Origin of the sequence: Bacillus sp. FSL K6-2431, from assembly GCF_038005165.1 — a bacterium.
Taxonomy (GTDB): domain Bacteria; phylum Bacillota; class Bacilli; order Bacillales; family Bacillaceae; genus Bacillus; species Bacillus pumilus.
This window is the reverse complement of sequence record NZ_JBBOSQ010000001.1, coordinates 975,428-1,000,377: the sequence shown is the minus strand read 5'-3', so window position 1 is coordinate 1,000,377 and position 24,950 is coordinate 975,428. Positions and strand designations below refer to the sequence as shown.

19 protein-coding genes are annotated in these 24,950 nt (G+C 42.9%); 14 read left to right on the top strand and 5 right to left on the bottom strand.

Annotated features, from left to right (window positions below; genetic code table 11):
* The first annotated feature begins 2 nt into the window (after positions 1–2).
* The 4 genes from asnB to MHH40_RS05110 all read left to right on the top strand — a co-directional run bounded on the left by asnB (position 3) and on the right by MHH40_RS05110 (position 5,814).
* Positions 3–1,844, top strand: coding sequence for an asparagine synthase (glutamine-hydrolyzing) (gene asnB / locus MHH40_RS05125; RefSeq protein ID WP_050945348.1), 1,842 nt, complete (start codon positions 3–5; stop codon positions 1,842–1,844).
* 148 nt (positions 1,845–1,992) lie between these two features.
* The gene (locus MHH40_RS05120) at positions 1,993–3,510 is read left to right on the top strand and encodes a phytoene desaturase family protein (RefSeq protein WP_050945346.1); all 1,518 of its coding nucleotides are present in this window, start codon (positions 1,993–1,995) and stop codon (positions 3,508–3,510) included.
* On the top strand, positions 3,507–4,982 hold the full coding sequence (locus MHH40_RS05115; RefSeq protein WP_050945344.1) for a phytoene desaturase family protein: 1,476 nt from the start codon (positions 3,507–3,509) through the stop codon (positions 4,980–4,982). Before MHH40_RS05120 ends, MHH40_RS05115 begins: the two co-directional genes overlap by 4 nt.
* Positions 4,975–5,814: a phytoene/squalene synthase family protein gene (locus MHH40_RS05110; protein ID WP_050945342.1), complete on the top strand. Its 840-nt coding sequence runs from the start codon at positions 4,975–4,977 to the stop codon at positions 5,812–5,814. The genes MHH40_RS05115 and MHH40_RS05110 overlap by 8 nt, the downstream gene beginning before the upstream one ends.
* Before the next feature lie 25 nt (positions 5,815–5,839).
* Here the strand turns inward: MHH40_RS05110 and MHH40_RS05105 are convergent, their stop codons facing one another.
* The gene (locus MHH40_RS05105) at positions 5,840–7,216 is read right to left on the bottom strand and encodes an MATE family efflux transporter (RefSeq protein WP_050945341.1); all 1,377 of its coding nucleotides are present in this window, start codon (positions 7,214–7,216) and stop codon (positions 5,840–5,842) included.
* A gap of 113 nt (positions 7,217–7,329) precedes the next feature.
* On the opposite strand from MHH40_RS05105, the gene MHH40_RS05100 reads away from it, so the two are divergent.
* The 4 genes from MHH40_RS05100 (at position 7,330) to MHH40_RS05085 (ending at position 9,403) form a co-directional block, all read left to right on the top strand.
* Positions 7,330–8,196 carry an AraC family transcriptional regulator gene (locus MHH40_RS05100; protein WP_003210875.1) on the top strand — a complete coding sequence of 289 codons (867 nt, stop codon included), beginning with the start codon at positions 7,330–7,332 and terminating at the stop codon, positions 8,194–8,196.
* A 14-nt stretch (positions 8,197–8,210) separates the two neighbouring features.
* Positions 8,211–8,756, top strand: a complete 546-nt coding sequence (locus MHH40_RS05095) for a GNAT family N-acetyltransferase (RefSeq protein ID WP_137054809.1) — start codon at positions 8,211–8,213, stop codon at positions 8,754–8,756.
* Positions 8,757–8,839: 83 nt separating this feature from the next.
* Positions 8,840–9,106 (top strand): hypothetical protein, encoded by a 267-nt coding sequence (locus MHH40_RS05090; protein ID WP_003212235.1) that lies wholly within the window; start codon positions 8,840–8,842, stop codon positions 9,104–9,106.
* Positions 9,107–9,142: 36 nt separating this feature from the next.
* Positions 9,143–9,403, top strand: coding sequence for a hypothetical protein (locus MHH40_RS05085; RefSeq protein WP_080984794.1), 261 nt, complete (start codon positions 9,143–9,145; stop codon positions 9,401–9,403).
* On the opposite strand, the gene MHH40_RS05080 is transcribed toward MHH40_RS05085, so the two are convergent.
* On the bottom strand, positions 9,398–9,934 hold the full coding sequence (locus MHH40_RS05080; RefSeq protein WP_034620007.1) for a serine O-acetyltransferase: 537 nt from the start codon (positions 9,932–9,934) through the stop codon (positions 9,398–9,400). The genes MHH40_RS05085 and MHH40_RS05080 overlap by 6 nt on opposite strands.
* 385 nt (positions 9,935–10,319) lie before the next feature.
* On the opposite strand from MHH40_RS05080, the gene MHH40_RS05075 reads away from it, so the two are divergent.
* From MHH40_RS05075 to MHH40_RS05050, 6 genes are read left to right on the top strand one after another with little or no spacing between them, the layout of a single operon-like run.
* On the top strand, positions 10,320–11,666 hold the full coding sequence (locus MHH40_RS05075) for an aspartate aminotransferase family protein (protein WP_050945337.1): 1,347 nt from the start codon (positions 10,320–10,322) through the stop codon (positions 11,664–11,666).
* Positions 11,653–13,149 carry a pyridoxal phosphate-dependent decarboxylase family protein gene (locus MHH40_RS05070; RefSeq protein WP_327840147.1) on the top strand — a complete coding sequence of 499 codons (1,497 nt, stop codon included), beginning with the start codon at positions 11,653–11,655 and terminating at the stop codon, positions 13,147–13,149. Before MHH40_RS05075 ends, MHH40_RS05070 begins: the two co-directional genes overlap by 14 nt.
* Positions 13,146–14,927 carry an IucA/IucC family protein gene (locus tag MHH40_RS05065; protein WP_321999167.1) on the top strand — a complete coding sequence of 594 codons (1,782 nt, stop codon included), beginning with the start codon at positions 13,146–13,148 and terminating at the stop codon, positions 14,925–14,927. Before MHH40_RS05070 ends, MHH40_RS05065 begins: the two co-directional genes overlap by 4 nt.
* Positions 14,924–15,478 (top strand): GNAT family N-acetyltransferase, encoded by a 555-nt coding sequence (locus tag MHH40_RS05060; RefSeq protein WP_050945332.1) that lies wholly within the window; start codon positions 14,924–14,926, stop codon positions 15,476–15,478. The genes MHH40_RS05065 and MHH40_RS05060 overlap by 4 nt, the downstream gene beginning before the upstream one ends.
* Positions 15,453–16,802 carry a lysine N(6)-hydroxylase/L-ornithine N(5)-oxygenase family protein gene (locus MHH40_RS05055; protein ID WP_340900720.1) on the top strand — a complete coding sequence of 450 codons (1,350 nt, stop codon included), beginning with the start codon at positions 15,453–15,455 and terminating at the stop codon, positions 16,800–16,802. Before MHH40_RS05060 ends, MHH40_RS05055 begins: the two co-directional genes overlap by 26 nt.
* Positions 16,803–16,815: 13 nt before the next feature.
* The gene (locus tag MHH40_RS05050; protein ID WP_340900718.1) at positions 16,816–18,630 is read left to right on the top strand and encodes an IucA/IucC family protein; all 1,815 of its coding nucleotides are present in this window, start codon (positions 16,816–16,818) and stop codon (positions 18,628–18,630) included.
* 42 nt (positions 18,631–18,672) lie between these two features.
* On the opposite strand, the gene MHH40_RS05045 is transcribed toward MHH40_RS05050, so the two are convergent.
* The 3 genes from MHH40_RS05045 to MHH40_RS05035 form a co-directional block, all read right to left on the bottom strand.
* Positions 18,673–19,530 (bottom strand): GNAT family N-acetyltransferase, encoded by an 858-nt coding sequence (locus MHH40_RS05045; protein ID WP_340900716.1) that lies wholly within the window; start codon positions 19,528–19,530, stop codon positions 18,673–18,675.
* A gap of 125 nt (positions 19,531–19,655) precedes the next feature.
* A complete protein-coding gene (gene metH / locus MHH40_RS05040) occupies positions 19,656–23,084 on the bottom strand; it encodes a methionine synthase (RefSeq protein ID WP_340900715.1) in 3,429 nt (1,142 codons plus the stop codon).
* On the bottom strand, positions 23,068–24,909 hold the full coding sequence (locus MHH40_RS05035) for a bifunctional homocysteine S-methyltransferase/methylenetetrahydrofolate reductase (protein WP_137054802.1): 1,842 nt from the start codon (positions 24,907–24,909) through the stop codon (positions 23,068–23,070). Before MHH40_RS05035 ends, metH begins: the two co-directional genes overlap by 17 nt.
* Positions 24,910–24,950: the final 41 nt, after the last annotated feature.

Below are 24,950 nucleotides of genomic sequence, written 5' to 3'. Positions count from 1 at the left end.
TGATGTGTGGAATAACAGGCTGGGCAGACTTTAAAAAGCAGCTCATCCAACAGGACCATGTAATCAATCAAATGACAGATACATTATCTAAAAGAGGGCCAGACGATACAAATACGTGGAAAAGTGAGCACGTTCTATTTGGGCATAAAAGATTAGCGGTTGTAGATGTAGAAGGCGGAAAACAGCCGATGACATATACACATCAAAACCATGCTTATACCGTTGTATACAATGGAGAGCTTTATAACACAGAGGATATAAGAAAAGAATTGTTAAAAAGGGGCCACCGCTTTCTTGGGCATTCTGATACAGAGGTACTTCTTCACGCCTACACAGAATGGAAGGAAGAGTGTGTGACCCATTTTAATGGTATTTTTGCATTTGCGATTTGGGATAGTGAGCGTGAATTATTATTTGCAGGGAGAGACCGGCTCGGCGTCAAGCCATTTTTCTATACAGAACGTCATCATTCCTTTTTATTTGGTTCAGAAATCAAAGCGCTTCTTACTCACCCTGATATGAAAGCAAAAGTCGATCATGAGGGATTATCGGAGATTTTTGGTTTAGGACCGTCTAGAACACCAGGGCAAGGAGTGTTTAAAGGGGTAAAAGAGCTGAGACCTGCTCATGCCTTGACCTTTTCAAAAAACGGATTGCGTGTGTGGAGATACTGGAATGTCAAAAGCAAGGCGCATACGGACTCGCTCGATGACACAGCACAGCACGTCAAGGATCTCTTTACAGATGCCGTCACAAGGCAGCTCGTCTCTGATGTGCCTGTTTGTACATTTTTATCGGGGGGCGTTGATTCGAGTGCCATTACCGCCATTGCCGCTAAGCACTTTGAGAAAATAGGGAAAGCACCGCTTCATACGTATTCGGTTGACTACGAAGGGAATGATCAATTCTTTGAAGCAAGTCAATTCCAGCCAAATGCGGACGGTCCATGGATTGACCACATGACCAAGGCGTTTCAAACGAATCATCACAGCTGCATCATTGGACAAAAGGAGCTGGCTGCTTATTTAAAGGAAGCAGTTGAGGTCCGAGACTTACCGGGTATGGCAGATATTGATTCTTCCTTGCTTTGGTTCTGCCGAGAAATTAAAAAGGACTTTGTTGTTGGTTTGTCAGGTGAATGTGCGGATGAAATTTTTGGAGGCTATCCTTGGTTTCATTCGGCAAATGAAACGAATGGTTTTCCTTGGATGAGATCGACGGAAGCTAGAACGCAGCTCTTACAAGACTCGTGGCAAAAGAAGCTGTCACTAAAAGAATATGCACAAAGCAAATATGAAGAAACCGTGGCTGAAACGCCTCTTTTAGATGGAGAAACTGGAGTAGATAAAGCCCGGAGAGAACTTTTTTACTTAAATATGGTCTGGTTTATGACAACGCTGCTAGATCGAAAAGACCGAATGAGTATGGGGGCGAGTCTTGAGGTACGTGTACCATTTGCGGACCATCGTCTTGTCGAATATGTATGGAATATTCCTTGGGAAATGAAAATGCATGGAAATCGTGAAAAAGGGGTTTTACGTAAAGCATTAGAGGGAATTTTACCGAATGAAGTGCTTTATCGCAAGAAGAGTCCTTACCCGAAAACACATCATCCAGCCTATACCCAGGCTGTAAAAGAGATGTTAATAGACTGCCTTGCGCAAAAAGATTCTGTCCTTCACGAATTTCTAGATCCGAATCAATTAAAGCAGCTGATTGAAACGGAAGGAGCTTCCTTTCAAGTGCCTTGGTATGGCCAGCTCATGAAGGGCCCGCAATTAATCGCTCATCTGGCGCAAATTCATCATTGGTTTGAAACGTATCGAATTGATATAGAAGCGTAATAAAGGGTCGGCTTTCTTACATTTGTTGAAGGGAAGCCGGCTTTTTTTGATACATAACATGAGACGAATAGAGCACATCGAAAGTTGATCTAATCTTTCTAATTTGTATAATTAACTTAAAGTGAATTAATTTGGAGGAAAAAGGATAATGAAAATCATTGTGATCGGAGCAGGACCAGGGGGACTTGCGGCAGCTATGATGCTTCAAAGCAAAGGACATGACGTTCATGTATACGAAAAGCAGCCCTTTATCGGCGGACGAAACGCTAAGTTTCAACTGGGTGATTTCACGTTTGATACGGGTCCTACCTTTCTCAGCATGATTCATATTGCAGAGGAGCTGTTTACCTTTGCTGGTAAAAATCTTTATGACTATATTGATGTGATCGAATTAAAAGAAATGTATAGATTGATTTTCCAAGACGATCAGCTAGATATGATACGAGATCGTGATGAAATGTATAGACGGTTAGAAGCCTTTGCACCTGGAGAGGGCGAAGGGTATATACGATTTATGAACGATACGAAGCGCAAAATGGATCGGCTTACACCTATTTTACAAAGTAAAATGGATCGTTTTCATCATTATTTGCGTCCAAAGGTGCTCAAAGCACTTCCGCAGCTTTCATTGAATAAGAGTTTATATGATGTGCTGTCAGATTATTTCTCAAATGAATCAGTGAAATATGCGTTTACATTTCAATCAAAGTATTTAGGCATGTCACCGTGGGAGTGCCCTGGTGCGTTTTCCATTCTTTCGTTTATGGAGCATGACACAGGTGTGTTCCATCCGAAGGGCGGGGTCAATCAGCTGTCAGAAGCGATGGCAAAAGCGGCGGTTGAAGCTGGAGCAACGATTCATCTGTCAGCCGGCGTCGAAAAACTGCTGACAGAAGGCAGGAAGGTAAAAGGCATTCGCTTAGAATCTGGGGAAGAAATACAGGCAGATGAGGTTGTCGTAAATGGAGACTTTGCACATGTGATGACAAAGCTTGTAGAGCCAGGACTTTTAAAGAAATATAGCGAGAAAAAATTAAAAAAGAAAAAATTTTCATGCTCCACCTTTATGCTTTATTTAGGATTAGATACCATATATGATGAGCCGCATCATACCATCGTTTTTTCTGATGATTATGCGCAATTTGTCAAAGGCATTACGAAAACATATGAGCTGCCAGATGATCCATCTATTTATATTCAAAATGCTAGTGTCACAGATGACTCACTTGCGCCAAAAGGAAAGTCAGCTCTTTATGTATTGGCACCCGTTGCCAACAATCAAAGCGGCATTGACTGGGAAGCGCATCAAGATGAATTTAGAGAACTTGTACTGAATACACTGGAGCGAAAAACCGGTTTTAAGAATGTAAGGCAGCATATAGAAGTCGAGCGGATGATTACACCGAAGCAATGGGAGGAAGACCTTTACGTATACGAAGGAGCCACATTTAACCTTGGCCACCAGCTGACGCAGATGATGGTCCTAAGGCCGCACAACGAATTTGATGAATTGGATCATTGCTGGCTCGTAGGAGGAGGAACGCACCCAGGAAGCGGACTGCCGACCATTTTAGAATCAGCACGCATCACGACAAATGCGATTCTTTCAAAAGAGAAACATACGCACAAAACATTGCCGCAACAAGAAAAGGGGAGCGCCTCATGACAAAACATATATTGATTGCAGGTGGCGGTATTGGCGGGATGATCTCAGCACTTTATTTAAAAAAAGCGGGACATGATGTCACGCTTGTCGAAAAAAATGAGCGACTTGGCGGAAGGCTTGCTTTTGTACGTGAGAAAGGATATAAAGTAGATGAAGGTCCGACCATTGTCCTACTTCCAGATATGTTAAAAGGTATTTTACATGAGGTAGGAATTGACGAAGCATCTCTTGATCTTTTGCAGCTTGATCCGCTGTATACGATTCAATTTCAAGATGGAACCTCCTACACGAAGTACTCTGATGCACTTCGTCAGCTAGAGGAAATCAGACGTGTATTTCCAAAGGAAGATCAAGGATTCCTAAGGTTTATGGAAGAAATGACAGACCGGTTTCAAGAAGGACAACAAGCTTTTCTAGAGAAATCATTTCATGAAAAGCGTACATTTTTTACAAAAGCAAACATGAAAATTTTAATGAAATTAAAGGCGTATCGCACGGTTCAAAGTGCCCTGAAAAAGTATTTCTCAGACGAACGCCTGCGAGATGCATATGCACTTCAAACCCTCTATGTCGGAGGAAATCCATATGAAGCATCTGCTATATATTCGCTTGTTTCATATAGTGAGCACGCACATGGAATCTACTATTTAAAAGGCGGTTATGCGAGTTTAGTAGATATATTGGAAGGGCAGCTCATGAAAATGGGTGTGCATGTGAGAAAAAATGTCGAAGTCACGGAGCTAGAGTTTGATGGGAAGCGCGTGGTTAAAGCAAAAGTCAGTGACGCCCATATAGCAGCTGATGCCTTTGTCATCAACGGAGATTATCCAGCTGCGTTAAAACAGCTTGGTTTAGACGAACAAGATCGGCGAAAATACGTGCCGTCCTCTGGCTGTGTAATGGTGTATCTCGGGTTAAACAAAATGTACCATGATGCGCCTGTACATCAATTCTTTATGGGCGAACACTTTGATCAGCATATGAAAGAGGTTTTTCAAACGAAGACGATCCCTCAAGATCCGTCGTTTTATACATTTAATCCATCGATCATTGATCCATCTCTTGCCCCGGAAGGCTGTAGTGTTTTATATATGCTGATTCCCGTTCCCTCAGGAGATCATATCAACTGGGAAGAGGAGACAGATTTTGTAGAGAAAATGGTCGATCGTCTTGAGAAAAGAGGCTTTCCAAGATTGCGAGAGTCGATTGTCTGGAAAAAAATCAGAACACCAAATGATTCCTTGCGAGAAGGATTGTTTGAAGGTGGCAGCTTTGGACTTGCGCCTAACTTATTTCAATCAGGTGTGTTCCGCCCGCAAGTGAAGGCAGCTGAGACCGATAATCTTTATGCAGTAGGTGCTTCCATCCATCCTGGGGGCGGAGTGCCGATCGTGATGCAAAGTGCGAAGCTGATGGCGTCTGTGCTGTTGAAAGATTTGAATGACAGAAAGGAAGTGAAGCTAAGTGGTTGATGTACAAACAGCATTGAAATTGTGTGAGGAGACGATTCAAACCCATTCTAAAACGTTTTACCGTGCCTTTTCCATGCTGCCTAAAAAGAAAAGACAGGCCGTCTGGGCCGTGTATTCCTTTTGCCGGAGAGCAGATGATATTGTAGATGAGTCCCCCTCGCCAAAAGAGGAGCTTGCCTCCTTTCGAGAGACGTTTGATCGATTTTTACAAGGTGAGGTAGATCGGAATGATCCGATGTGGGTGGCGCTAGCACATACATTTCAAGAGTTTCGTATGGATGAAGCCCCGTTCCGTGACTTGCTCCAAGGTCAGGAGATGGATTTAGAGCAGCACCGATATGAAACGTTAGATGAACTGCTCATTTATTCCTACCATGTTGCTAGTACCGTTGGACTTATGCTGCTTCCTATTATTGCACCGCGTAAAAAAGAACAGCTAAAAGAAGCAGCGATTTCATTAGGGATTGCCATGCAGCTGACCAATATTCTTCGTGACATTGGCGAGGATAAGGCTGAAAGAGACCGCATTTATTTGCCAAAGCAAGTCATGGATCAATTCGGATATACAGAGCAAGAATTGCAAGAAGGCATTATCAATCAAGCATTTCAGCACGTATGGGAGTACATTGCCTTTGAGGCAGAGGCATACTACGAGGAGTTTTTTGACCATCTTCATGAATTCCCGCTCTATTCACGTATACCAGTGAAAGCAGCTGCTCACTTTTATAAAGCCATTTTAGATAAAACAAGAGAAAATGAATACCGCGTGTTTACACAGCGATCATTTATTTCGAACCAAGAAAAAGAACTTATTTTAGAAGATATTACGTAAAAAAGGACTGCACCCGCAGTCCTTTTTATGTGGAAGAAAAGCGATGCTCTGTCCAAACTCTTGAACGCCACCGCCTATACATAAAGATGCCTCTTACCCATTCATCCACGATAAAAGAAATCCAAATCCCAATGAGGCCCATTTCAAGCTGAATGCCTAACAAGTAAGCGATCGGAAGCCCGATGCCCCACATTGAAATCATCGCCATATACACTGGAAACTTCGCGTCGCCAGCAGCCCGCAAGGAATTAATAATGACCATATTAAAAGAACGGCCCGGTTCTAAAATAATGGTCAAAAGGAGGAGGGTGGCGGCGGTTTGAATGATCTCGCTGTTGCTAGTAAAGAAAGCAAGCAAATGCGTCGATGATAAAGATAAAGCAGTGGAAGAAAGAAGGGAGATGCCAATGGCCCAGTATAAGCTTTTCATGCATCTGTGATAGGCAGCATCGAATTCCTTCGCCCCAATATGGCGCCCAATTAAAATTTGTGTCCCTTGGCTAATGGCTGCACCAAATAGCATAATGAACATCATGACATTTTGAGTATAAACCTTTGCAGCTAATGCCTGCGTCCCCATAAATGTAATAAACAGTGTAATGATCATTTGAGAGCCGTTATAAGAAAGCTGCTCTCCAGCAGAAGGAATGCCGATTTTCAGCAATTTTTTTAAATATGTCCGCTGGATGTGAAACATCTTCTTTAGTGAAAAGCGTAATCCAATTCGGCGGCGTACAATGAGGATCATGGCCATTAATCCGATCAATCGAGCGAGTGAGGTCGAAAAAGCGACCCCCATGACACCTAATACAGGGAAACCAAACGGACCAAAAATCACCAAATAGTTACCAGCAACGTTTAACAAGTTCATTCCGATAGTGACATACATCGTATCTCTTGTATATCCGTAGCTTTTTAAAATAGCACTATACGTCATAATGAGCGCTTGAATAAAAGAAAGCAGCCCGACAATTTGTAAAAATATAGTCGCATCCGGCATGAGCTCACTTGATAGGCCCATCAGGTGTAAGATGGGAACAGCTAATCCAAACATGAGAAGGCTAATGACAAAGCTAATCAAGAAATTGGTTCCTAGTGAGACATAGGCGACTTGAGTCGCTTCCTGCTTGCGGCTCGCTCCTAAAAGCTGCGCAATCACAATCGTCGTTCCAGTTGTAATGAAGCTGAACATGACAATCAATAAATTCAGGAGCTGATTGCTTACACCAACTGCTGCAACACTATTATCGGAATATTGGCTGAGCATGAGGGTATCCGCGCTTCCCATCAGCATATATAAAGAGATTTCAATAAAAATAGGCCAAGTTAATGCAAATAATGAAGGGTGGTTTTTCTTCCCCCTAGCTTGAATCTTTTGAATTGGCAGTGATTGAGGTTTCATCAATCAACCTCCTTTCGTATAAATCCGATTTATAGTGTACCTTGCATCGACTATAATAAGAAGAGATGAAACCGAAACTTATTGGAGAAATCCGACTTCATAAGGGGATGAATATGAATCGATTTATTACATTTACTGTACCGCCGTTCCCGGTTTATATCGCTTCAGGCAAAGGCGTATTTCATCAAGGAGAAAGACATATCTCTAGAACCTTCACCGTGTTTGATCTTCTTTATGTCACAAGAGGGCAGCTATGGATCACAGAGGACAGAAAGGCTCATCACGTAAAAGAAGGAGAATATATCATTCTCTCACCTGGCTTGTCGCATGGCGGACACCTGCCATGCGAAGAAGATACGCACTATGAGTGGCTGCATTTCTCAATTGATCCATATGAGCTGACGAATCGGCCGAGAGAACACTGGTTTGATATGAAACAAAATCAAGCCACCTTTGAAAAGCCGGCAACATATGAATTTAGCCTGCCCCGTAAAGGAAAAGTGAAAGGAAGAAATGTATTAGAAAAGCACCTTGCACAGATGCGGGCCCTAAACGATGACGCGTCTGAACTGCCGCTGAAAAAACAGCTTCAGTTTGAAGAACTGCTCATTCATTTACAAAAAGAAGCATTTCATATTCCAAGTGCAAAGGAGAATGTCGCCTCAGAAGTGGTTCATTATCTTGAGCGTCACTTTATGAAGAAACTGCAAATGGAGGAGCTTGCAGAGAAGCTGCACTATCACCCTGATTACATGACAAGGTGTATGCAGACGGTGTATGGACTCACGCCAAACCAATATATCAATCGTCTCAAGGTCGAAAAAGCCAAAAGCATGCTTGCCTCAACGAATGATAAAATCGCAGCGATTGCTGATCACGTAGGCATTGATGATCCTACTTATTTTTCTAAGCTGTTTCGGCAAAACGAAGGCATGACGCCTATCGAGTACCGTCATCTTGCAAAAAGAACGACAAAGTAAAGGAACGTGAACAGATGAAAAGGGAAAAACAAAAGCTTGTGAACATACGACCATTAAACGAAGCTGATTTAGAGTTGGTATGGCATTTAAGATTCAAAGCACCAGACCAGTCCTATCGAGAGTGGAACGCCCCATATTTTCATGAACACGAAATCCCGCTTGCTGCTTTTAAAAAACGATACTTACAGGATACATCCATTCCGCCAAAGCTATATGGTATTGAAATAGACGGCGAAATCAAAGGCACCGTGTCATATTATTGGGAGAATGAACGTACACGGTGGCTTGAATGCGGCATTCTCATTTATGATTCGCGCTTTTGGAGCGGTGGCGTTGGGACAAAGGCATTAAGTCTATGGACTGATAAGTTATTTACACACATTGATATTCCTCGAATTGGTCTTACTACATGGTCGGGAAATGAACGGATGATGCGGTGCGCAGAGAAATGCGGGTTTATCCTTGAGGGAAGACTGCGAAAGGTCCGTTACTACCAAGGAGAGTATTATGATTCGATGCGTTACGGGATGCTGAGAGAGGAATGGCAAAGCCTTCTGTAACATTCAACTGAATAATTCCTTTTCTTTTTAGTACAAAAGTAGCGTATGATTGAATAAACTAAAAAAGAAGGGTGACGAATGAGTTGCGCTGGATTACCGGATGGTTTGTGTCGATTATAGTGGCCGTTTACCTATTTGTAGATGCGCCTAAACATGGGAAGAATAAATGGCTGTGGGCGATTTTAGGCCTTTTATTCGGGCTCTTTACATTTGGAATATACCTGATCAAAACAGGAAGAAAAGGATTGGGCTGGACGGTTCTGATCGTGTCCATTATCATCTATTCTATTTTCATTCTAGTCTATGTCTTTTACTTCTTATTGCTGATGATCGGATACTCAAACGCATAATAGAAAGCACGCGTGTACATAAGGAGGAGTTTGAACGTGAGACTTACAGGGTTATTCGTTTCACTTGCTGTTGCCATTTATTTATGGTTTGATGCGCCAAAGCATGATAAAGACAAATGGCTGTGGGCCATTTTAGGTGTCTTATTTAGTACGATCGTTCTCGGTATTTATTTGATCAAGACAGAGAGGAAGGGACTTGGCTGGACCATTCTTATTTTAACGATTTTGTTTTACCTCATGCTGCTCATCTCTGTTTTGATCGGTATCATTCTTTTTTATCAGGTGGGTCCTTCATGATGAAGGGCTTTTTTCTTTTACCTTTTGCGCTGGCACACCTGCAATAACAATTTTCTCCTCGTGAAAGGAACGGTTTACCACAGCATTTGCTCCGATGGAAATATGATCTGCAATATAGATATCCCCAAACAGCTTAGCACCTGGGCCAATCCATACATGATCCCCAATGGTTGGTACATCTTTTTCATGATGATTCTGACCAATATTCACCCCTTGATGAATATCACAAAATGCCCCGATTTTTGCATGTTTGTTCACAATTAAGAGACCCGTATGATTGATTCTAAGACCGGGACCGAAGACACCAATCGGAATATCAAAGCCAAGCTGCATGCCTTTCTTTTTATGTAAATAGCGATAGAACCATTTGCGAAGTTCAGCACCGCTATTAGAATAGTATTCATATTTTCGTAAAATCCTTTGATATTTCCATATATCATCCCCAAACCACTTAGGTCGTTTGCGCTTAATGGCTAATGCTTTCTTGTCCTGAGCTAAGTAGTGGTGGAGATCATGCTTTGTTAAAATCATCAGATCCCTCTCCATTCCCTTTTGTTTCAGAGAAATTATACCATTATAACCATTTATATCAATATAGAATGACGTTTCTTTTTTTCCTTTTTTACATCACTTTCATCCACTTTCCCATATAAAATAAGTGCTTTGTCATGAATAGAACAAAAGAACCAGGAAGAATGATTTGTAATTTTTTCTACATTATTTCGTCTCACGCGTTTATTCTCCCTATAGCAGTAGAGGTTTGTCAAAATGACACGAAATTACTCGTTAAATAGAGAATATAGCATTCATATGCTTTTAGAATCATCTTTTTGAATACAATTGACTTTCATATCTCACATCCTCTAGGCTAGTAAATGAAAATGATAATCTTTATCAATTGGAGGAGTGTTTTATTATGTCCATCAAAACCGTTTCTAAAAATCAGCAATTTTTAGAGCAGCAAAGTCAAAGAGAATCGAATGCAAGGTCTTATCCGAGACGGTTCCCATTAGCCATGCAAAAAGCCGAGGGTATGATCGTGACAGATGCGGATGGCAGAGAGTTTTATGACTGCCTGGCAGGCGCAGGAACACTTGCACTTGGTCACAATCATCCAGTTGTTATAGATGCAATTGAACGTATGCTTCATGAAAAAAGACCGTTGCATACGCTGGACATAACCTCAGAAATTAAAGAAGAATTTGTGAATGAAATTTTTTCTCACTTGCCAGAAGAGTTTGCAAAAAGAGCCAAAATTCAATTTTGTGGACCAACTGGTGGTGACGCCATAGAAGCAGCAATTAAATTAGTCAAAACAGCGACAGGGAATCGAAGCATTCTATCTTTCCATGGTGCGTATCACGGTGCGACACATGCCACGATGTCATTAAGCGGGAATTTATCTCCAAAGGAAAGAGTGCAAGGGTTAATACCTGATGTTCATTTTATGCCTTACCCATATGAATATCGCTGCCCATTTGGAATTGGTGGGAAGAATTCGCACCGCATTTCAAGTTCGTATATTGAGCGCGTATTAAATGATCCTGAAAGTGGTATTCTTCCGCCAGCAGGTATGATCTTTGAAGCAGTGCAGGGCGAGGGGGGCTCCATTCCAGCATCGATTGAATGGATGAAAGAAATGAGAAGAATCACAAAAGAAAAAGGGATTCCGCTCATTATTGATGAGGTTCAATCAGGCATCGGCCGAACAGGGAAGATGTTTGCCTTTGAACATGCAGGAATTGTACCTGACGTTATTGTGCTGTCAAAAGCCATTGGTGGAAGCCTGCCGCTTTCAGTTGTGATTTATGATCAAGATTTAGATCAATGGAATCCAGGTGCACACATCGGGACATTTAGAGGGAATCAAATGGCGATGGCTGCTGGAACTGCTACGCTTAAATTTATCAAAGAAACCAACCTGCTTGATCATGTAGAACGGTTAGGAGATCGTATGCAGGCGCATCTAAAAGACATCCAAAAACAAGTCCCTGCTCTCGGTGATGTTCGAGGGAGAGGCTTAATGATTGGCGTTGAAGTAGTCAATTCAAATGAGAAACAGGATGTGGACGGAAGCTATCCAGCGAATCCAGAGCTGGCCAGTCTTATTCAAAAGAATTGCTTCGACAAAGGCTTAATTGTGGAGACAGGAGGCCGTTTCGGAAGTGTTATTCGATTCTTGCCACCACTCATTATGACAGAAGAACAGCTTGAAAAAGTCATCGCTATTTTTAAAGAGGCCGTGTACGATGCAATCAACTAAGGCTTCAGTGGATTCATTATTTATCAATCAAAGCCAGCTTGGAAGAGAGTCCTTCCAAGCGGCTCTTCATACATCTATCGACAGCTTACTGGATCAATGGCAAAAAGACACAGGACCATACAGTGGAATATTGCCTGGGAAATTAGCGGATAGTGTCGAATCGCTATTCCGATTTCAACCGTCTGGTGAATCCATTGAATCCGTCTTTCAAGATATAAAAGAACATCTTTTGCCGCATTTGATTGATGTATCGCATCCTAAATGCTTGGCACATCTGCATTGTCCACCGCTTATTCCTGCACTTGCCGCAGAGGTGATGGTAAGTTCCTTTAACCAATCAATGGATTCCTTTGATCAAAGCGGTATTGCTTCTTTGGTTGAGGAAGAAATTCTCAAGTGGCTATGTGCGAAGTTTTCTTATGGCGGCCTAGCAGATGGGACATTTACAAGCGGTGGAACCCAATCTAACTACATGGGGCTGCTTCTAGCGAGAGATGCCTTTTGTGAAAACACATGGCAGTGGAATGTTCAGCAGAAAGGCTTACCAAGTGAATCTCACCGCATGAGAATCCTTTGCTCGAATAATGCTCACTTCACTGTGAAAAAATCTGCCTCCCAGTTAGGTTTAGGAGAGCAGGCAGTCGTACTAGTCGAGACAGATGAGCATCATCGAATGGACCTCAATGATTTGAAAAAGAAGCTGGCTGAGTTGAAGGAGCAGAACTTGCTGCCTTTTGCGGTAGTAGCCACTTGCGGGACAACGGATTTTGGCAGTATTGACCCAGTTCGAGAGGTATATGACCTCGTCAAGCCATACGGTCTTTGGATTCACGCAGATGCTGCCTACGGCGGAGCACTTGTATTAAGCGAAACCTACCGTAAGAAGTTAGACGGTATTGAGCTTGCTGATTCAATCACGATTGACTTTCACAAACAATTTTATCAGCCGATATCCTGCGGGGCATTTTTGCTAAAGGATAAAAGACATTTTGGTTTGATCAATTATCATGCCGATTATCTTAATCCAAAGGAAGACGAGCTCGATGGTATTCTACATCTCGTCAATAAATCTGTCCAAACGACGCGCCGGTTTGATGCTCTGAAATTACTTCTTTCTCTTCGTTTAATTGGAGAAGAAGGCTTTGGAGAAATCATTGACCATACCATTCATTTTGCAAAGGATGTGGTCGCGCTTATTGAGAGAAATGATGACCTTGAAGTGATCAATCCTGAGCCAGAAATCAATGCAGTTGTGTTCCGATTTAAGGATGACGATCAAACAGATGACATCAATAAAATCATTCATCGGACATTATTCAAAACAGGAACTGCTGTCATTGCGAAAACAGTGGTGAATGACCGAACATGCTTAAAATTCACTTTGTTAAATCCGAGAACGACAATCACACATATTGAGGAAATCCTTTCTGACATCGTTGATATCGGGATTGCTCATATTCAATCCGGGAGGGTACTACGTTGAGTCAATATAAACAAATGGCTGAAAATGCAACCATGCAAAGCTTTTTAAACTGTTTTTTACGCGAAACAGGAATCGATCGATCTGCAAAAAAAGAGACGAGAGCAGATGGCTCACTTGTCTTCATCGCAAAACTAGCAAAGCAAGATCTAGAGCTTGTGATTCCGATCCGATATGTTTCATCTGTTGGCCGCCATCTCTTTGATTTTCCGATTCGCTTTCGCCCGCAAGGCAGTGAACAAGAGGGCGCAATCGTCGATTACACGACACTTGTTGCTTTATGTTCAAAGGAGCTTCTCATTGAATATGGCCGTACAGATGCAGAGGATGAATTCATGCTTCGCATCATTTTAAGCTGCCGAAATATTGAACGGTTCTTAAAGGAGCGAGAAAGTGATCGAGCCGCTCTTTCTGAAGCCGATTTTGAGTATATCGAGGCTGAGCAGTCACTTCTCCTTGGTCATTTAACGCATCCTACCCCAAAAAGCAGACAAGGAATGACAGAGGAGGAGGAAGCGATCTATTCTCCTGAGCTGAAAGGGGCTTTCCAGCTTCATTACTTTAAAGCGCATCATTCGATTGTGCTTCAGGATTCGTCAATTACACAGTCTGCGGCAAGCCTCATGCTAGAGGAGCTCTTGCGCCAGGTACCAGCAGAAAAAGAGAGACTGAATACGTTAGTAGAAAACGGAGAATATGTGCTCATTCCGATTCACCCGCTTCAAGTGAAGGTGGTTATGGAGAAAGCGTTCGTGAACCGTTATATAGAGGAAGGGAAACTCACTTATTTAGGACCGATCGGTTCTGAATACACAGCGACCTCATCCTTCAGAACCGTCTATCAAAAGGATTCTGCTTACATGCTCAAATTCTCTGTTCCTGTGAAAATTACAAACTCCTTACGTGTTAATAAACAAAAGGAACTGGATCGCGGAGTAGAGATGTCGCGCATTTTAAAAACAGAATTAGGCGTTTCTCTATACGACAAATTCTCTGGATTCCGGGTCATTGAAGATCCTGCCTATTTATCTATTCAAGGAGAAGAGGCGGAATCTGGCTTTGAAGTAGTCATTCGCCAAAATCCATTTTTACATCGTGAAAAAGGGGCAAGCTTAATTGCTGGATTATGTCAGGATCATGCGTATGGTGGAAAATCGCGATTAGCAGGGATCATTCATGACCTTGCAGACGCAGAAGGCCGATCACTGGAGGCTGTGAGCCAAGATTGGTTTAAGCAATATTTAACCATTTCGTTAGAACCGATGCTCTGGCTGTTTGAAACGTATGGTCTTGCACTGGAAGCCCATCAGCAAAACGCTGTTGTGCAAATGAAGGGTGGTTACCCGCACACCTTCTATTATCGTGACAACCAAGGCTACTACTATAGTGAATCGAAAAAGGATAAACTCGCAAATCTTGTCCAAAACCTGAGCGTGAGAAGTGAAACGATTTGTGCAGATGAGGTAGCTGTTGAGAGACTGCGTTATTATTTCTTCTTTAATCATTTATTTGGTCTCATTAACGGTTTTGGTACAGAAGGTCTGGCGAAAGAAGAAGACTTGCTCGCCCTTGTGAGAGACACATTGCTCGCTCATGAGGAAACATACGGTGCATCTGAGCTGACAAACAGCCTTCTGCGCTCAAAAGAACTGCCTTCAAAAGCGAATTTGCTGACACGGTTTGAAGATATGGATGAACTGACAGGATCTCTGGAAACACAGTCTCGTTACACAGCTGTCTTGAATCCGCTCTTTTTACATAAGGAGGCGCTGATTGGATGAGGGATCGTATTAAGTTTATTCGCGCTGAATATGAAAGAGATGTCCGGCTTGTCCACAAGTGGATGCAAGAGGAGTATGTTCACCCATTTTGGCATTTGAATATTCCGTTTCCTGCTTTTGAAAAGCATTTTTATCAGGCGATTCATGATCCGCATCAAACCCTTTATTTAGGTACAATTGATGGGACACCCATGAGTTATTTTGAGGCGTACAACGTCAAAGGTGATGTCATTGAATCTTACTATCAGCCTTCTCCGCATGACCAAGGAATCCATCTATTAATAGGGGAACCGGATTATGTGGGAAAAGGTTTTGCAGCCCCTCTGCTTCAGGCCATGACAGCATTTCAATTTGAGCAGAATAAACGAACAGAAAAAGTCGTCGCTGAGCCGGATATTCGCAATGAAAAAATGATCCATGTATTTGAAAAATGCGGATTTGAACGTGTAAAACCAGTCAATTTACCCGATAAAACAGGTCTTTTAATGTTTTGTGATCGAGAAAGATTCGAAAGGAAGTATAACCATGACGCGGTTCAACAAGCAAAATAATGTAGTGGATGTAATAGGGATCGGCATTGGTCCGTTTAACTTAGGACTTGCCGCATTATCTGAAGAGGTAAATGAAATTGACGCTTTGTTTTTTGAAAGAAGTGAAGCCTTTCATTGGCACCCAGGGATGCTCATTGAGGGGACGACACTGCAAGTTCCCTTTTTAGCGGACCTTGTCAGTATGGCAGATGTGAAAAGTAAATATAGCTTTCTCAACTATTTACAGGAACAAAACCGTTTGTATTCATTTTACTTTCTAGAGGATTTTCATATCCCGCGCAAGGAATATAGTCATTATTGCCGCTGGGTCGCAGACCAGTTAGACTCTTGCCGATTTGGCATGGACGTCGAATCTGTCTCATTGATCGAGAAAGCAGGAGAAAAGCGATATGAAGTGCATGTGCGTCATGTGAAAGACCAAACGGTAGAGGTGTTTGAAAGTAAGCATCTTGTCTTAGGAATTGGTACACAGCCGGCGATACCAGCATCGATCCAGCCAGCTTTAGGAGAGAAAGTTTTTCATTCTGCTGACTATTTAAAACGAAAGAAAGAAGGCTGTTTCAAAGGGAAATCTGTGACAGTGATCGGCTCTGGTCAAAGTGCGGCAGAAGTGTTCTATGATATTTTATCAGATGATGAGGCAAAGGATATTCACTGGTTCACACGCTCTAAAGGATTTTTCCCAATGGAATATTCAAACCTTGGCCTTGAATATTTCTCTCCAGATTATATTGATTTCTTTTATGAGCTTCCGCAAACAAAAAAGGATGCGTTGTTAAAGCAGCAAGATTTGCTGTATAAGGGCATCAGCTCTGCAATGATCCATGATATTTATCATTTGCTTTATGAACGTTCTGCCTGCGGAGAGCAGTTGAACACAGTGCTTCAAGCAATGACGGAGGTCAACTTGATTGAGGAAACAGCTCGCGGCTTGTCCCTTTCATGCACGCAATGGGTCAAAGAGGACACCTTTACCCACGAGACAGATATTGTCGTACTGGCGACGGGCTATCAATCGGTACTGCCCCCGTTTATCAATCCAATTTCTCATCACATTCAATGGGACGATCAAGGACGGTTCCAAGTCGAACGTGAATATCGCTTAAAAACGAATACAATGGGTGAAAATGATATTTTTGTCCAAAATGCAGAGCTTCATACACATGGCGTTGGCGCTCCAGATTTAGGACTTGGCGCTTACCGAAACAGTGTGATTATCAATGAACTTGCTCGTCAAACCGTGTATCCACTTTATCAAAAACACGTCTTCCAGACATTTGGTACACATAAGAACGTCAACACATTTGAAGAAATCAAAGGTTAAGGAGGATGAAGCGATGAGTGTACAAGATGAATTGAAAAAAGCGGTGAATCCGGCTGCTTGGAAAAAGGCAAACCAGCGAATGGTGGCAAAAATGCTGTCTGAATACATGTATGAGGATATGCTTCATCCCGTGCAGCTAGATCAAAAGGATAGCATTGCTCAGTATGAATTAATCATTCACGAACATAAGAAATATCGCTATCTTGCAAAACCTCGTTTGTTTGATAGTTTTGATACAATTGCTGAATCAATCGAGTGCTGTCAAGACGGAAAATGGTCAAAGGATGTCAGTGCCATTGTGTTTTTACTAGACATTCAGCCGCTCATTCCAATGTCTTCTGACACAACAGGACACCTTATAAAAGAGCTTCATCACACCCTGTTAGCAGATGTACATTTGCTGTCGAAAAAAGCACTTCGTGCGGATGAACTGACAGATACTGATTATGCATGGATTGAAGGAGAAATGACAGGCCATCCTTGGATTGTGTATAACAAAGGACGCATTGGGTTCAGTTATGATGACTACCTAGCCTATGCACCTGAAAGGCAAGAAAGTGTGCAGCTGTCTTGGATTGCTGTTCACCGGGACCTTGCGACATTCCATGCAGTCGATCATGAAAACTATGAGCAGGTAATTGCCAAAGAGTTAGATGAAGTCACGATCCGTCAATTTCACCGCGTGCTAAAGGATGAAGGATTGATTGCAGCTGATTATTATTTGATGCCTGTTCATAAATGGCAGTGGACACATATGATTATTCAGCATTTCCCAGAAGATTTGGCGTTGCGCCGGATTGTGTATGTAGGAGAGGGACTGGATCAATATATCCCGCAGCAGTCGATCAGAACCTTTACGAACATCTCAAATAAAGGCAAGCATCATATTAAACTGCCAATGAGCATTTTAAATACACTCGTGTACCGAGGACTTCCGTCAGAACGGACAGTCATTGCCCCTCGCATTACAGCGCATATTAAAGGGATCGCGGATCAAGATTCATTTTTATCTGATGTCTGCCGCGTGATATTACCTGGTGAGAATGCAAGTATTAATGTCGATCATCCTTACTATAGCAAACTGCCTGGTGCCCCGTATCAATATCTTGAAATGCTCGGTGTGATTTTTAGAGAAAGCATTTACTCGTACTTAGATGAAGGAGAGAACCCTGTTACACTTGCGGCACTCACTTATGAGGATCATGAAGGTGAGCCATATGTGAAACAGCTGATTGAAAAATCAGGTCTCTCAGCAAAAGAGTGGATGGCGAAATTTTTCCATGTGGTGATGCCGCCGCTATTGCACTTTATGTATCAATACGGCACCGTCTTTTCACCGCACGGACAAAATACGATTCTTGTGTTAAAAGATCATCAGCCTCACCGTTTGGCGATCAAAGATTTCGTCGATGATGTGAATATTAGTGATCAGCCGCTGCCTGAATTGGCTTCTCTAGGAGACGATTTAAAAGAAGTGCTGCGGAGTGAACCGCCGGAAGGCTTAGTGCAGTTTATCTTTACAGGATTGTTTATTTGCAACCTGCGTTACGTATCAAACGTGTTAGAGAACCATCAGCTATTAGATGAAGTGACACTTTGGAGCTTGCTTGCCGAAGAAATTCAGCAGTATCAAAAGCAATTCCCACAGCTGAAGGACCGTTTTGAACTATTTGATCTATTCCAGCCGAAGCTGACAAAGCTGTGCTTAAATCGTAATCGAATGATTGATTATGGGTATGGAGACGGAGATGACCGCCCGCATGCATCAGAGCATGGAAAGGTCACAAATGCACTCGCGCATGTTCTTTCGTCCATCGGCGAGAAATAATAGAAAAGCTGTAGACATCAAGTGTCTACAGCTTTTTATATATTACGAAAATGCTTGAGAGGCAAGGAAATAAAGAAGAGCGGGATCGTTCAGCTTTTCTTTTCCGCGAATCATCATAAAATGCGCTTTGTTTGTTTTCGTAAAACCTGCTTCAACAAGTGATTCATGGAGGCGCTCAGCTGTTTCCTCCTGCATATCTAAACGAATTGGACCCGAATAAGACGAAATGAGCGAACGGATCAGCGAGAGAGCTGTAAGTTCATCATTTGCAGCAAGCGGACCAATCATTAAATTGGCAGGTGTTTCAACGCCAAACGCAAAGCCAGTTGTGTCGTGATGTTCATTTTGTGCAATGATACGCCGTGCTGCTCGGTTCATCCGGTTTTTTATAAAGCTTGATCGATTTGTGCCTGCGCCTTTTTCATCTAGTGCTTCAATACACGGAAGGTGCGATTCATCGGCAGGAGACAGGTGGATGTCATCTGACACACGAAGCGCTTCTGGGTTTCGGTTTTGCGCTTTGTAAGTCGTAATGTAACCAGCCGTGTGAAACCCGATTTTTTCGTAAACTGGCCGCCCTTGGACAGTAGCGGTTAAAACGACAGGAATGCTTTGATCACATTGATCTAGCAGGGTGTCAATCATTTTCCTTGCAAGACCTAAGCCGCGATGTGTCTCAGATACAATGACAGCACCAATTGACGCCATTCGATCATATTGGAAAAGTCCTGCACATGAGATGACTTGTCCATCCGCTGTTGAAAAACCTGTGAAATATCCATTTGTTAAAAGAGATGTGAGCTCTTCCGCATTGTAATCAGGCCAGTCTACCTCTTGAGACAATGCGATAAGATCTGGTATGTCATCGAGTGTTAATGCTCGTTGAACAACGTTTGTCATGACGCGCAACTCCTTCTTAGCTGAATTCATCTATGTGTATCGTACCATAAGAAGGTATAGTGTAAAAATTGAAGTTTATCTAATTTTCCCAGCAAAAAAGAACCTCCAGTTTCGGAGGTTCTGCATTAATGAACATTAAAATATCGAGCTTCAGGATGAGAAACGACGATCGCTGAAACAGATGCTTCAGGTTCCATCATAAATCCTTCTGTTAGCTGGATGCCGATTTTTTCTGGCTGAAGCAGCTTGAACAGCTTTTCTTGGTCTTCAAGATTTGGACAGGCGGGATAACCAAAGGAATAGCGCTGCCCTTGATATTTCGCTTGGAATCGTTTTTCCATTGTGAAATCGACTGGGTCAGGGAAGCCCCATTTGTCACGAATCACTTGGTGGGTTCTTTCGGCTAATCCTTCTGCAAGCTCAAGCGCAAGAGCTTGAACTGCATGCATTTTTAAATAATCTCCTTCTTGCTTAAAGTGCTGCGCGACTTCACGTATACGCGCTCCGGCTGTGACGGCAAATAAGGCAATATAATCTTTCTCCTTTTCACCGCTTCCCCGCACATAATCAGAAATGGAGCGGTACGGAAGCTTCTCCTGTCTTGGAAATTGGAATGTTTCAATGATACGGTCAGGCGCTTTGGGATCATAAATATGCAGATCATTTCCGTTTGAACTGGCAGGATAAAATTGATAGACAAATGCAGGCGCAAACCAGTTTTTCTCTCTGCCTTCGTTTAGAAGATCTGTGACAAGCTGCTTTAATTCCAATGCTTTTGGATGCTGTTCGGCCAACAGCTTTTTCACCTTTCCTTTTAATCCAAGGTGGTGGCCAATGAGCATTTGTTCATTTACATAAGGCATAATATGATGCAGGTCGATGTCCCTTACATAATGACGTGCCGTATTTTCTGGCGTGAAAATAGGTGCCTCAGGGAGTGCCGCACGTTTTTCTAGTAATTCAATGACAGCTTGTGGCTGCTTTGTTTCTTTCTTTTTGAAAGGTGCCACAGGCTCTTCGTCGGGCTTAATTTGAAACTGAAGAGGATTTGCTTTTAACTCATTGGCTAAAGATAAGCCGTCCATCGCATCTTTTGCGTAAAGAACCGGTCCGTCATAATGAGGCGAAATCTTCATTTTCGTAAATTTCCGAGAAAGTGCAGCGCCACCGACCAAAATGGGCACGGAAATATTCGCCTTTTGTAAATCCTGAGCGGTGAGTACCATTTGCTGGGCTGACTTCACAAGCAATCCTGATAACCCAATCATATCTGGTTTTTCCTTTTGCACAGCTTCGATCAATGTTTGCGGTGTCACCTTGATGCCAAGGTCGACCACTTGAAAGCCGTTATTACTCAAAATGATGTCGACAAGGTTTTTTCCAATATCATGGACATCTCCTTTTACAGTGGCAAGTAGAATCTTACCTTTTCCGTTTGCATGCTGCTTTTCCATATATTGCTCGAGATACGATACAGATGCCTTCATGACCTCTGCTGATTGAAGCACTTCCGCCACAATCAGTTCGTTTTGATTGAAAAGACGTCCAACCTCAGCCATTCCCTGCATTAACGGACCATTGATGATATGAAGTGGTGATTCAAATTGCTCTAGAGCCAGGGATAAATCATCGATAAGTCCTTCTTTTGTTCCTTCGACGACGTAGAGTGCTAGCCTTTCATCAAGTGATAAGGAGACCTTTGGTTTTTTCTCCGTTTTCTTTTTGCCTCGGTAAAATTGGGTAAATTCAGCAAGGGTTTGATCATTTGTTTCATAGAGCAGTGTTTCAGCCAGCTTGATTTCTTCCTTTGGAATAGAAGCGAAGCGTTCAAGCTTTTCTGTATTCACGATGGCGTAATCAAGTCCTGCTTGGACGCAGTGATACAAGTAGACGGCATTCAAGATTTCTCTCCCAAGAGGCGGGAGTCCAAAAGACACGTTGCTGATGCCTAAAATCGTCAAGCACTCAGGCAGGTTTTCCTTGATCATTTTGATGCCTTTGATCGTTTCTTCGGCAGCGCCAATATACTGCTCGTCTCCAGTGCCTACTGGAAAGACAAGTGGATCAAAAATGATGTCACTTGCGGGAATGCCATATTTCTTCGTTAATAGATCATGAGAGCGTACCGCAATCTCCAGCTTTCGTTCTGCTGTTACAGCCATCCCTGTTTCATCGATCGTGCCGACAACAAGTGCACCGCCGTATAGCTTCACAAGTGGAAGAATTTCTTCGAAGCGTTCTTCGCCATCCTCAAGGTTAATGGAATTGATGATGGCTTTCCCTTGGGAATATGTGAGCGCCTTTTCGATCACGTGTTTATCCGTTGAATCAATGACAAAAGGGGCTTTGACTTTTTTCATAGCCTCTTGTAAAAAGCCTTCCATGTCAGCCGCCTCCTCGCGATCTGGATCAGCGAGACACACATCAATCACGTGAGCGCCGTTTTTTACCTGTGCACGAGCAATTTCTGATGCTTCTTCAAACTTTTGTTCCGCAATGAGTCGTTTGAATTTGCGTGAACCAATCACGTTGGTTCGTTCTCCTACAAAAAGAGGGCGCATTGACTCCTCATATATCAGGGGCTCAATTCCTGATACGGTATGCTGAGACGATTCATGCGCAATGTGACGCGGCTGAATCGTTCGTACTTCATCTGACAATGCCTGTATATGTGCAGGTGTTGTTCCGCAGCAGCCGCCAACAATATTTAACCAGCCTTCCTTGGCAAAGGCGGAAATTTTTTTAGCAAGTGAAGCAGGGGATTCATGATATTGACCTTCTTCATCTGGTAGACCAGCATTTGGATAGCAGCTAACCGCTGACTTGGCGATGGAGGAGAGCGTGCGGATATGGTCTGTCATGAATTCAGGACCCGTCGCACAGTTCAGGCCGACACTCATTGGTTTCATATGCTCAAGAGAGATATAAAAGGCTTCAATATCCTGACCAGCGAGGGTAGTGCCCATCGGTTCAATCGTACCTGATACCATGAGTGGCAACTCAACACCTGTCTGCTGGAAGGCTTCCTGAATGCCTTTGAACCCAGCCTTTACATTCAGCATGTCTTGACTTGTTTCTAAAAGAAGGGCATCACATTTGCCATCAATCAAGGCGCGGGCCTGCTCTTCATAGTTTTTGACGAGCTCATCGAAGGTTGTGCCGCCTGTCACAGATAATGTTTTCGTAGTGGGACCCATCGCGCCAACAACAAATCGAGGCTGCTCCGGCGTGGAGAAACGGTCAGCTTCGTCCTTTGCCAGCTGGGCAGCCCGTACATTGAGTTCATAGGCAAGGTGGCCAAGCCCGTATTCGTCAAGGACGAGCTTTGTAGCCCCGAACGTATTCGTTTCAATGAGGTCGGCGCTTGCCTCAAGGTATTCTCTATGAATCGCGCGGATGATGTGAGGGGCTGTCACATTCAAATACTCGTTACAGCCCTCATACTCTTCTCCGCCAAAGTCTTCTGCTGTGAGATTGGCATTTTGAATCATGGTCCCCATTGCACCATCAAGGACGAGGATGCGTTTCTTAAGCTGTTCAGTGATAGTTGACATGGGTGTTTGACTCCTTTTCTTTCTGATGAATGTAGGTGGTTAGTTCTGCTGTTAAGTCTGATCGAAGGAAAGGGGTAATTAAATAAATGCCGTTAAACAATTCGCAGGCTGTATCTAATAAAGAGCGGGCAATCGCTAAGCCTTCTGCTCGCTGCTTTTCTTTATCCTCACCAGCCTTGGCCATAATGTCACGAATGGAATCAGATAATTTGATGCCTGGAATTTCATGATGAATAAACTCCGCATTTCGGCTGCTTGTTAACGGCATAACGCCAATATAAATCGGCTTATCTAAATGACGGCTCTCCTCATGAATTTTCACAAGCTGTTCCTCAGAATAAACAGGCTGTGAAATAAAATAATCAGCACCGTATTCGATTTTTTTCTCAAGACGTTTGACCGCTTTATCAATGTGGCGAACATTCGGATTAAACGCGCCAGCTACTGAAAAATTGGTCTTTTTGCCAAGCGGCTTCCCTGAGAAAGAAAGGCCTTCGTTAAACTGCTTAATCAGCCGAATCAAATCAAAGGAGGTTAAATCATAAACCGACGTTGCACCCGGGAAATCTCCAATCTTAGAAGGGTCGCCTGTAATGGCTAAAATATCAGTTAAACCAAGGGTGTCGAGACCCATCAAATGGGACTGAAGCCCAATCAAATTACGATCACGGCACGTGATATGGACGAGTGAACGCATATCAAGCTGCTGTTTCAATAATGCCCCGCAAGCCACATTGCTAATGCGCGGGGTCGCAAGAGAATTATCGGCTAATGTCAATGCATCAATGCCTGCATTCTTTAACTCATTTGCCGCGACGAGGAATTTTTCGAAGTTCAGCTTCTTCGGCGGATCAAGCTCTACAATAATCGTCCGTTTTTTCGTAGCGAGCTCATCAAGACCTGGTTCAGTCCGCTGATCTTGAATCGAAATGACTTCTTCTTTTAATACTTTCACTTCTTTTTCAGTGATCGGGGCTAAATCCTTGACCGCTTCAGCCATTGCGTGAATATGCTGAGGCGTTGTTCCGCAGCAACCGCCGATAATACGTGCGCCTTGATTTCTAAATTCAAGTGCACTTTTTCGAAAATAATCGTTATCTGTATCATAGACGAGTCTGCCTTCTTCAAGAGAGGGGAGACTGCTGTTGGGATAGACTGATAAATGAGAATTTTCTAAAATTGGAACGCCTTCGAGTGCCTGAATCATATGATAAGGGCCAAGCCGGCAGTTGATGCCAACGACGTCTGCGCCAAGAGAGGACAATTCAGATAAACCATCCTTGAGCGGTGTTCCATCCTGCAACACACCTTGTTCATGCATGGAGACGTTCATGACAATCGGGAGAGTCGTTTCTTTTCGTGCAATTTGGAGAACGGCCTTCGCTTCTTCCATGTCATAATACGTTTCTAGCAATAATCCATCGGGCTGCTCATTTAATAGAATGTACAGCTGCTCTCTAAAGCTTCGTTTAATTTCTTCAATTGTATAGGCATTTTTGTTAAACGTTCGAATGCCGCCGATCGTTCCAAGGACATAAGCAGAGCCGGCGGCTGCTTTTGCGATTTGTACCGCCTTTGTATTGATGCGCTTTGTTTCCTCCTCTAAGCCGTAGCGGGATAGTTTAATATAATTTGCGCCGTACGTATTTGTTTGAATGATGTCCGCACCAGCCTGCACATATGCTTCGTGCACGCGCCTTACTTCATCTTCTTTCGATAAATTTAATTCTTCAAAGCAGCGGTCAATGCCGTAAGAGTATAAAAGTGTTCCCATTGCACCGTCAGCAATCAGTACGCGGTTTTGTAAGTCTTGTAATAGGCCCATTGGTTTCCTCCTTATTTTTATGTAACAAAAAAAGCCTTCTG

Bases quoted from the DNA above. Each gene is read 5' to 3' on its own strand.
- MHH40_RS05060 (WP_050945332.1), top strand. From the start codon at position 14,924: ATGAGGGATCGTATTAAGTTTATTCGCGCTGAATATGAAAGAGATGTC.
- MHH40_RS05080 (WP_034620007.1), bottom strand. From the start codon at position 9,934: ATGATTTTAACAAAGCATGATCTCCACCACTACTTAGCTCAGGACAAG.
- MHH40_RS05095 (WP_137054809.1), top strand. From the start codon at position 8,211: ATGAAAAGGGAAAAACAAAAGCTTGTGAACATACGACCATTAAACGAA.
- MHH40_RS05045 (WP_340900716.1), bottom strand. From the start codon at position 19,530: ATGACAAACGTTGTTCAACGAGCATTAACACTCGATGACATACCAGAT.
- MHH40_RS05070 (WP_327840147.1), top strand. From the start codon at position 11,653: ATGCAATCAACTAAGGCTTCAGTGGATTCATTATTTATCAATCAAAGC.
- MHH40_RS05120 (WP_050945346.1), top strand. From the start codon at position 1,993: ATGAAAATCATTGTGATCGGAGCAGGACCAGGGGGACTTGCGGCAGCT.
- MHH40_RS05105 (WP_050945341.1), bottom strand. From the start codon at position 7,216: ATGAAACCTCAATCACTGCCAATTCAAAAGATTCAAGCTAGGGGGAAG.
- asnB (WP_050945348.1), top strand. From the start codon at position 3: ATGTGTGGAATAACAGGCTGGGCAGACTTTAAAAAGCAGCTCATCCAA.
- MHH40_RS05100 (WP_003210875.1), top strand. From the start codon at position 7,330: ATGAATCGATTTATTACATTTACTGTACCGCCGTTCCCGGTTTATATC.
- MHH40_RS05115 (WP_050945344.1), top strand. From the start codon at position 3,507: ATGACAAAACATATATTGATTGCAGGTGGCGGTATTGGCGGGATGATC.
- MHH40_RS05035 (WP_137054802.1), bottom strand. From the start codon at position 24,909: ATGGGCCTATTACAAGACTTACAAAACCGCGTACTGATTGCTGACGGT.
- MHH40_RS05075 (WP_050945337.1), top strand. From the start codon at position 10,320: ATGTCCATCAAAACCGTTTCTAAAAATCAGCAATTTTTAGAGCAGCAA.
- MHH40_RS05055 (WP_340900720.1), top strand. From the start codon at position 15,453: ATGACGCGGTTCAACAAGCAAAATAATGTAGTGGATGTAATAGGGATC.
- MHH40_RS05050 (WP_340900718.1), top strand. From the start codon at position 16,816: ATGAGTGTACAAGATGAATTGAAAAAAGCGGTGAATCCGGCTGCTTGG.
- metH (WP_340900715.1), bottom strand. From the start codon at position 23,084: ATGTCAACTATCACTGAACAGCTTAAGAAACGCATCCTCGTCCTTGAT.